This is a genomic window from Citrobacter sp. Cc139, from assembly GCF_030334645.1.
GTDB lineage: Bacteria > Pseudomonadota > Gammaproteobacteria > Enterobacterales > Enterobacteriaceae > Citrobacter > Citrobacter werkmanii.
Map to the genome: position 1 here is coordinate 1 of NZ_JAOWDM010000065.1, position 8,571 is coordinate 8,571.

General features: G+C 56.6%; 9 protein-coding genes and 3 pseudogenes. 7 read left to right on the forward strand and 5 right to left on the reverse strand.

The features are described 5' to 3' along the window. The first annotated feature begins 63 nt into the window (after positions 1-63). From OGV69_RS04250 to istB, 3 genes and pseudogenes are all read left to right on the forward strand, one after another. Positions 64-768: an IS6-like element IS26 family transposase gene (locus tag OGV69_RS04250; protein ID WP_001067855.1), complete on the forward strand. Its 705-nt coding sequence runs from the start codon at positions 64-66 to the stop codon at positions 766-768. Between the two features lie 43 nt (positions 769-811). Then, a pseudogene (gene istA / locus OGV69_RS04255) lies at positions 812-1,525 on the forward strand (IS21-like element IS1326 family transposase); the annotation flags it as partial. Next, complete coding sequence (gene istB / locus OGV69_RS04260) at positions 1,512-2,297, forward strand: IS21-like element IS1326 family helper ATPase IstB (RefSeq protein ID WP_000983249.1); 786 nt, start codon at positions 1,512-1,514, stop codon at positions 2,295-2,297. The pseudogene istA and the gene istB, both read left to right, overlap by 14 nt. A gap of 175 nt (positions 2,298-2,472) precedes the next feature. On the opposite strand, the gene OGV69_RS04265 is transcribed toward istB, so the two are convergent. The 4 genes from OGV69_RS04265 to aadA1 form a co-directional block, all read right to left on the reverse strand. Next, complete coding sequence (locus OGV69_RS04265; RefSeq protein ID WP_000376623.1) at positions 2,473-2,973, reverse strand: GNAT family N-acetyltransferase; 501 nt, start codon at positions 2,971-2,973, stop codon at positions 2,473-2,475. 127 nt (positions 2,974-3,100) lie between these two features. Continuing rightward, positions 3,101-3,940, reverse strand: a complete 840-nt coding sequence (gene sul1, locus OGV69_RS04270; protein WP_000259031.1) for a sulfonamide-resistant dihydropteroate synthase Sul1 — start codon at positions 3,938-3,940, stop codon at positions 3,101-3,103. Then, the gene (locus OGV69_RS04275; protein WP_000679427.1) at positions 3,934-4,281 is read right to left on the reverse strand and encodes a quaternary ammonium compound efflux SMR transporter QacE delta 1; all 348 of its coding nucleotides are present in this window, start codon (positions 4,279-4,281) and stop codon (positions 3,934-3,936) included. Before OGV69_RS04275 ends, sul1 begins: the two co-directional genes overlap by 7 nt. 163 nt (positions 4,282-4,444) lie before the next feature. Further along, entirely contained in the window at positions 4,445-5,236 is a 792-nt protein-coding gene (aadA1, locus tag OGV69_RS04280; protein ID WP_001206316.1) for an ANT(3'')-Ia family aminoglycoside nucleotidyltransferase AadA1, read from the reverse strand. A 148-nt stretch (positions 5,237-5,384) separates the two neighbouring features. Here aadA1 and intI1 point away from each other — a divergent pair, with 148 nt between their 5' ends. The 4 genes and pseudogenes from intI1 to OGV69_RS04305 form a co-directional block, all read left to right on the forward strand. Next, positions 5,385-6,398, forward strand: coding sequence for a class 1 integron integrase IntI1 (intI1, locus tag OGV69_RS04285; protein ID WP_000845048.1), 1,014 nt, complete (start codon positions 5,385-5,387; stop codon positions 6,396-6,398). A 202-nt stretch (positions 6,399-6,600) separates the two neighbouring features. After that, positions 6,601-6,951: a DUF3330 domain-containing protein gene (locus OGV69_RS25195; protein WP_000454193.1), complete on the forward strand. Its 351-nt coding sequence runs from the start codon at positions 6,601-6,603 to the stop codon at positions 6,949-6,951. 130 nt (positions 6,952-7,081) lie between these two features. Further along, positions 7,082-7,366, forward strand: a pseudogene (locus OGV69_RS04300) (recombinase family protein); the annotation flags it as partial. Between the two features lies 1 nt (position 7,367). Then, positions 7,368-7,712, forward strand: a pseudogene (locus tag OGV69_RS04305) (MerR family DNA-binding protein); the annotation flags it as partial. A gap of 106 nt (positions 7,713-7,818) precedes the next feature. Here OGV69_RS04305 and OGV69_RS04310 read toward each other — a convergent pair. Then, a protein-coding gene (locus tag OGV69_RS04310) for an IS1-like element IS1B family transposase (RefSeq protein ID WP_095033700.1) occupies positions 7,819-8,516 on the reverse strand; the annotation gives its coding sequence in 2 pieces (ribosomal slippage) (positions 7,819-8,267 and positions 8,267-8,516; 699 coding nt in all). Positions 8,517-8,571: the final 55 nt, after the last annotated feature.

Genomic DNA, 8,571 nt, shown 5'->3' on the forward strand with positions numbered 1-8,571 from the left:
GGCACTGTTGCAAATAGTCGGTGGTGATAAACTTATCATCCCCTTTTGCTGATGGAGCTGCACATGAACCCATTCAAAGGCCGGCATTTTCAGCGTGACATCATTCTGTGGGCCGTACGCTGGTACTGCAAATACGGCATCAGTTACCGTGAGCTGCAGGAGATGCTGGCTGAACGCGGAGTGAATGTCGATCACTCCACGATTTACCGCTGGGTTCAGCGTTATGCGCCTGAAATGGAAAAACGGCTGCGCTGGTACTGGCGTAACCCTTCCGATCTTTGCCCGTGGCACATGGATGAAACCTACGTGAAGGTCAATGGCCGCTGGGCGTATCTGTACCGGGCCGTCGACAGCCGGGGCCGCACTGTCGATTTTTATCTCTCCTCCCGTCGTAACAGCAAAGCTGCATACCGGTTTCTGGGTAAAATCCTCAACAACGTGAAGAAGTGGCAGATCCCGCGATTCATCAACACGGATAAAGCGCCCGCCTATGGTCGCGCGCTTGCTCTGCTCAAACGCGAAGGCCGGTGCCCGTCTGACGTTGAACACCGACAGATTAAGTACCGGAACAACGTGATTGAATGCGATCATGGCAAACTGAAACGGATAATCGGCGCCACGCTGGGATTTAAATCCATGAAGACGGCTTACGCCACCATCAAAGGTATTGAGGTGATGCGTGCACTACGCAAAGGCCAGGCCTCAGCATTTTATTATGGTGATCCCCTGGGCGAAATGCGCCTGGTAAGCAGAGTTTTTGAAATGTAAGGCCTTTGAATAAGACAAAAGGCTGCCTCATCGCTAACTTTGCAACAGTGCCCTTGAGCATCGCTGCAAAGCGCTGTGGTCTGAGCTGCGCCACCCCGAATTGGACCAAACCGTGCAAGAGGCCTTTGCCGATGAACAAGGCGAGTTGATGGCGCTACCCAATGCCTTTGATGCATTCGTGGAGCAAACCAAGCGAGTCACTTCAACCTGCCTTGTTCACCACGAGGGCAATCGCTACAGCGTTCCTGCCAGTTACGCCAACAGGGCCATCAGCCTTCGGATTTATGCAGACAAGCTGGTGATGGCTGCCGAAGGCCAACACATTGCCGAGCATCCAAGATTGTTTGGCAGTGGCCACGCTCGGCGTGGCCACACACAATACGACTGGCACCATTACTTGTCTGTGCTTCAGAAGAAACCTGGGGCGTTGCGCAATGGTGCGCCATTTGCTGAATTGCCACCCGCGTTCAAGAAGCTTCAATCCATCTTGCTGCAACGCCCCGGCGGTGACCGTGACATGGTGGAAATTCTGGCCCTTGTATTGCACCACGATGAAGGTGCGGTACTCAGTGCTGTGGAATTGGCATTGGAGTGTGGCAAGCCATCGAAGGAGCATGTGCTTAATCTGTTGGGACGTTTGACCGAAGAACCTCCACCCAAACCGATTCCAATTCCCAAGGGGTTAAGGCTGACATTGGAACCACAGGCCAACGTGAACCGCTATGACAGTTTAAGGAGAGCCCATGATGCAGCATGAAGGCCATGTGAGAATCCTCAAATCCTTGAAACTCTTTGGCATGGCACACGCCATTGAGGAGTTGGGCAATCAGAATTCACCAGCATTTAATCAAGCCTTGCCCATGCTGGACAGCTTGATTAAAGCTGAAGTGGCAGAGCGTGAAGTACGTTCGGTGAACTATCAATTGCGGGTGGCCAAGTTCCCCGTGTATCGGGACTTGGTGGGCTTTGACTTCAGTCAAAGCCTGGTTAATGAGGCCACGGTCAAACAATTGCACCGGTGCGACTTCATGGAACAAGCCCAGAACGTGGTGCTGATTGGTGGGCCAGGCACAGGCAAGACTCACCTGGCCACAGCCATTGGTACACAAGCAGTGATGCACTTGAACCGACGGGTGCGTTTCTTCTCCACCGTGGATTTGGTCAATGCACTGGAGCAAGAGAAATCATCTGGGCGTCAGGGACAAATCGCAAACCGTCTGTTGTATGCCGATTTGGTGATTCTGGATGAGCTGGGATATTTGCCTTTTAGCCAAACCGGTGGGGCACTGCTGTTTCACCTGCTCTCAAAGCTGTACGAAAAAACCAGCGTGATACTGACCACCAACTTGAGCTTCTCGGAATGGAGCCGAGTGTTTGGCGATGAAAAGATGACAACAGCGTTGTTGGACCGACTAACCCACCACTGCCACATCCTGGAAACCGGCAATGAAAGTTACCGCTTCAAACACAGTTCAACTCAGAATAAGCAGGAGGAAAAACAGACCCGCAAACTGAAAATCGAGACATAATTCTGACAACAAGGGGTGGGTCAAAATTCAATGCAAATCCCGGGTCAAATTTGGGTGCAAATCAACAGATATCGACAACCTCTCGCGCAACCAAGACATCGCGGTCGGACTGCAAGTGATCTTGAAGCCACGGGCCCGTCCCACCCCGACATGGACCTCGATGCCCGAACGGACGTTAGATTTCGAGTTCTAGGCGTTCTGCGATGAAGGTTGGATCCCAGCCGGGATTGAAAGTGTCGACGTGGGTGAATCCGAGCCGCTCGTATAGGCCACGCAGGTTCGGGTGGCAGTCGAGCCGCAGCTTGGCGCACCCCTGCGTTCGCGCGGCATGGCGGCAAGCCTCGATCAGCGCGGAGCTGACACCCCGGCCCGCATGTGTCCGTCGCACCGCGAGCTTGTGCAGATATGCGGCCTCCCCCTTGAGGGCGTCGGGCCAGAACTCGGGATCCTCGGCCGACAAGGTGCAACAGCCGACGATGCCGTCGCTGCAACTCGCGACTAGGAGCTCGGATCTCAGGACGAAGGTCTCCGCGAATGTCCGGTCGATCCGCGCGACGTCCCAGGCGGGCGTTCCCTTGGCGGACATCCACGCCGCAGCGTCGTGCATCAGCCGCACAACCTCGTCGATATCACCCGAGCAGGCGACCCGAACGTTCGGAGGCTCCTCGCTGTCCATTCGCTCCCCTGGCGCGGTATGAACCGCCGCCTCATAGTGCAGTTTGATCCTGACGAGCCCAGCATGTCTGCGCCCACCTTCGCGGAACCTGACCAGGGTCCGCTAGCGGGCGGCCGGAAGGTGAATGCTAGGCATGATCTAACCCTCGGTCTCTGGCGTCGCGACTGCGAAATTTCGCGAGGGTTTCCGAGAAGGTGATTGCGCTTCGCAGATCTCCAGGCGCGTGGGTGCGGACGTAGTCAGCGCCATTGCCGATCGCGTGAAGTTCCGCCGCAAGGCTCGCTGGACCCAGATCCTTTACAGGAAGGCCAACGGTGGCGCCCAAGAAGGATTTCCGCGACACCGAGACCAATAGCGGAAGCCCCAACGCCGACTTCAGCTTTTGAAGGTTCGACAGCACGTGCAGCGATGTTTCCGGTGCGGGGCTCAAGAAAAATCCCATCCCCGGATCGAGGATGAGCCGGTCGGCAGCGACCCCGCTCCGTCGCAAGGCGGAAACCCGCGCCTCGAAGAACCGCACAATCTCGTCGAGCGCGTCTTCGGGTCGAAGGTGACCGGTGCGGGTGGCGATGCCATCCCGCTGCGCTGAGTGCATAACCACCAGCCTGCAGTCCGCCTCAGCAATATCGGGATAGAGCGCAGGGTCAGGAAATCCTTGGATATCGTTCAGGTAGCCCACGCCGCGCTTGAGCGCATAGCGCTGGGTTTCCGGTTGGAAGCTGTCGATTGAAACACGGTGCATCTGATCGGACAGGGCGTCTAAGAGCGGCGCAATACGTCTGATCTCATCGGCCGGCGATACAGGCCTCGCGTCCGGATGGCTGGCGGCCGGTCCGACATCCACGACGTCTGATCCGACTCGCAGCATTTCGATCGCCGCGGTGACAGCGCCGGCGGGGTCTAGCCGCCGGCTCTCATCGAAGAAGGAGTCCTCGGTGAGATTCAGAATGCCGAACACCGTCACCATGGCGTCGGCCTCCGCAGCGACTTCCACGATGGGGATCGGGCGAGCAAAAAGGCAGCAATTATGAGCCCCATACCTACAAAGCCCCACGCATCAAGCTTTTGCCCATGAAGCAACCAGGCAATGGCTGTAATTATGACGACGCCGAGTCCCGACCAGACTGCATAAGCAACACCGACAGGGATGGATTTCAGAACCAGAGAAAGAAAATAAAATGCGATGCCATAACCGATTATGACAACGGCGGAAGGGGCAAGCTTAGTAAAGCCCTCGCTAGATTTTAATGCGGATGTTGCGATTACTTCGCCAACTATTGCGATAACAAGAAAAAGCCAGCCTTTCATGATATATCTCCCAATTTGTGTAGGGCTTATTATGCACGCTTAAAAATAATAAAAGCAGACTTGACCTGATAGTTTGGCTGTGAGCAATTATGTGCTTAGTGCATCTAACGCTTGAGTTAAGCCGCGCCGCGAAGCGGCGTCGGCTTGAACGAATTGTTAGACATTATTTGCCGACTACCTTGGTGATCTCGCCTTTCACGTAGTGGACAAATTCTTCCAACTGATCTGCGCGCGAGGCCAAGCGATCTTCTTCTTGTCCAAGATAAGCCTGTCTAGCTTCAAGTATGACGGGCTGATACTGGGCCGGCAGGCGCTCCATTGCCCAGTCGGCAGCGACATCCTTCGGCGCGATTTTGCCGGTTACTGCGCTGTACCAAATGCGGGACAACGTAAGCACTACATTTCGCTCATCGCCAGCCCAGTCGGGCGGCGAGTTCCATAGCGTTAAGGTTTCATTTAGCGCCTCAAATAGATCCTGTTCAGGAACCGGATCAAAGAGTTCCTCCGCCGCTGGACCTACCAAGGCAACGCTATGTTCTCTTGCTTTTGTCAGCAAGATAGCCAGATCAATGTCGATCGTGGCTGGCTCGAAGATACCTGCAAGAATGTCATTGCGCTGCCATTCTCCAAATTGCAGTTCGCGCTTAGCTGGATAACGCCACGGAATGATGTCGTCGTGCACAACAATGGTGACTTCTACAGCGCGGAGAATCTCGCTCTCTCCAGGGGAAGCCGAAGTTTCCAAAAGGTCGTTGATCAAAGCTCGCCGCGTTGTTTCATCAAGCCTTACGGTCACCGTAACCAGCAAATCAATATCACTGTGTGGCTTCAGGCCGCCATCCACTGCGGAGCCGTACAAATGTACGGCCAGCAACGTCGGTTCGAGATGGCGCTCGATGACGCCAACTACCTCTGATAGTTGAGTCGATACTTCGGCGATCACCGCTTCCCTCATGATGTTTAACTTTGTTTTAGGGCGACTGCCCTGCTGCGTAACATCGTTGCTGCTCCATAACATCAAACATCGACCCACGGCGTAACGCGCTTGCTGCTTGGATGCCCGAGGCATAGACTGTACCCCAAAAAAACAGTCATAACAAGCCATGAAAACCGCCACTGCGCCGTTACCACCGCTGCGTTCGGTCAAGGTTCTGGACCAGTTGCGTGAGCGCATACGCTACTTGCATTACAGCTTACGAACCGAACAGGCTTATGTCCACTGGGTTCGTGCCTTCATCCGTTTCCACGGTGTGCGTCACCCGGCAACCTTGGGCAGCAGCGAAGTCGAGGCATTTCTGTCCTGGCTGGCGAACGAGCGCAAGGTTTCGGTCTCCACGCATCGTCAGGCATTGGCGGCCTTGCTGTTCTTCTACGGCAAGGTGCTGTGCACGGATCTGCCCTGGCTTCAGGAGATCGGAAGACCTCGGCCGTCGCGGCGCTTGCCGGTGGTGCTGACCCCGGATGAAGTGGTTCGCATCCTCGGTTTTCTGGAAGGCGAGCATCGTTTGTTCGCCCAGCTTCTGTATGGAACGGGCATGCGGATCAGTGAGGGTTTGCAACTGCGGGTCAAGGATCTGGATTTCGATCACGGCACGATCATCGTGCGGGAGGGCAAGGGCTCCAAGGATCGGGCCTTGATGTTACCCGAGAGCTTGGCACCCAGCCTGCGCGAGCAGCTGTCGCGTGCACGGGCATGGTGGCTGAAGGACCAGGCCGAGGGCCGCAGCGGCGTTGCGCTTCCCGACGCCCTTGAGCGGAAGTATCCGCGCGCCGGGCATTCCTGGCCGTGGTTCTGGGTTTTTGCGCAGCACACGCATTCGACCGATCCACGGAGCGGTGTCGTGCGTCGCCATCACATGTATGACCAGACCTTTCAGCGCGCCTTCAAACGTGCCGTAGAACAAGCAGGCATCACGAAGCCCGCCACACCGCACACCCTCCGCCACTCGTTCGCGACGGCCTTGCTCCGCAGCGGTTACGACATTCGAACCGTGCAGGATCTGCTCGGCCATTCCGACGTCTCTACGACGATGATTTACACGCATGTGCTGAAAGTTGGCGGTGCCGGAGTGCGCTCACCGCTTGATGCGCTGCCGCCCCTCACTAGTGAGAGGTAGGGCAGCGCAAGTCAATCCTGGCGGATTCACTACCCCTGCGCGAAGGCCATCGGTGCCGCATCGAACGGCCGGTTGCGGAAAGTCCTCCCTGCGTCCGCTGATGGCCGGCAGCAGCCCGTCGTTGCCTGATGGATCCAACCCCTCCGCTGCTATAGTGCAGTCGGCTTCTGACGTTCAGTGCAGCCGTCTTCTGAAAACGACAATGGAGGTGGTAGCCGAGGGTGTGGAAACACCCGACTGCCTTGCGTGGTTGCGGCAGGCGGGTTGCGACACGGTGCAGGGTTTCCTGTTCGCCAGGCCGATGCCGGCGGCGGCCTTCGTCGGCTTCGTCAACCAATGGAGGAACACCACCATGAACGCCAATGAACCGAGCACCAGTTGCTGCGTGTGCTGCAAGGAAATCCCGCTCGATGCCGCCTTCACGCCGGAAGGGGCCGAGTACGTGGAGCATTTCTGCGGGCTGGAGTGCTATCAGCGCTTCCAGGCGCGGGCCAGCACTGCGACCGAAACCAGCGTCAAACCGGACGCTTGTGATTCGCCGCCGTCAGGTTGAGGCATACCCTAACTTGGCGTCAGACCATCCGGCGCTAAATCGTCAGAATAGAGTTGCCTTCCGAATTGATTGACATACGCCGTCAAGGGTCATAGATTTCTTCCTGACACATTTCCCTCAGGAGGATACCTTGCACGGTCAGCGCATCGGTTACGTCCGCGTCAGCAGCTTCGACCAGAACCCAGAACGGCAGCTCGAACAGATCCAGGTGGATAAAGTGTTCACCGACAAGGCGTCGGGCAAGGACACACGGCGGCCCGAACTGGAACGGCTGCTCGCCTTCGTGCGCGAAGGCGACACGGTCGTGGTGCACAGCATGGATCGTCTGGCGCGCAACCTCGACGACCTGCGCCGCCTGGTGCAGGGCCTCACCCAGCGCGGCGTACGCATCGAGTTCCTTAAGGAGCATTTGACCGGGCCTGTTGCGGGAACCGGACAAGCCTTACGGCAGCATCCGCCGCTATGGGGAGGCGGACGTGGTTCGGGTGAAATTCGTGAAATCGGCACAGCGGCTGGGGTTCAGTCTGGACGAGATTGCCGAGCTGTTGCGGCTCGACGATGGCACCCACTGCGAGGAGGCCAGCAGCCTGGCCGAACACAAGCTCAAGGACGTGCGCGAGAAGATGGCCGACTTGGCGCGCATGGAAACCGTGCTGTCTGAACTCGTGTGCGCCTGCCATGCACGAAAGGGGAATGTTTCCTGCCCGTTGATCGCGTCACTACAGGGCGAAGCAGGCCTGGCAAGGTCAGCTATGCCTTAGCGTGCTTTATTTTCCGTTTTCTGAGGTGCCCCCTAATAGTGTTCTTCCATTTCGGTAAAAATCCCTACCATGGATTCCCACTCGTCCGGGGGGTAATGACTCCAACTTATTGATAGTGTTTTATGTTCAGATAATGCCCGATGACTTTGTCATGCAGCTCCACCGATTTTGAGAACGACAGCGACTTCCGTCCCAGCCGTGCCAGGTGCTGCCTCAGATTCAGGTTATGCCGCTCAATTCGCTGCGTATATCGCTTGCTGATTACGTGCAGCTTTCCCTTCAGGCGGGATTCATACAGCGGCCAGCCATCCGTCATCCATATCACCACGTCAAAGGGTGACAGCAGGCTCATAAGACGCCCCAGCGTCGCCATAGTGCGTTCACCGAATACGTGCGCAACAACCGTCTTCCGGAGCCTGTCATACGCGTAAAACAGCCAGCGCTGGCGCGATTTAGCCCCGACGTATCCCCACTGTTCGTCCATTTCCGCGCAGACGATGACGTCACTGCCCGGCTGTATGCGCGAGGTTACCGACTGCGGCCTGAGTTTTTTAAATGGCGGAAAATCGTGTTGAGGCCAACGCCCATAATGCGGGCGGTTGCCCGGCATCCAACGCCATTCATGGCCATATCAATGATTTTCTGGTGCGTACCGGGTTGAGAAGCGGTGTAAGTGAACTGCAGTTGCCATGTTTTACGGCAGTGAGAGCAGAGATAGCGCTGATGTCCGGCGGTGCTTTTGCCGTTACGCACCACCCCGTCAGTAGCTGAACAGGAGGGACAGCTGATAGAAACAGAAGCCACTGGAGCACCTCAAAAACACCATCATACACTAAATCAGTAAGTTGGCAGCATCACC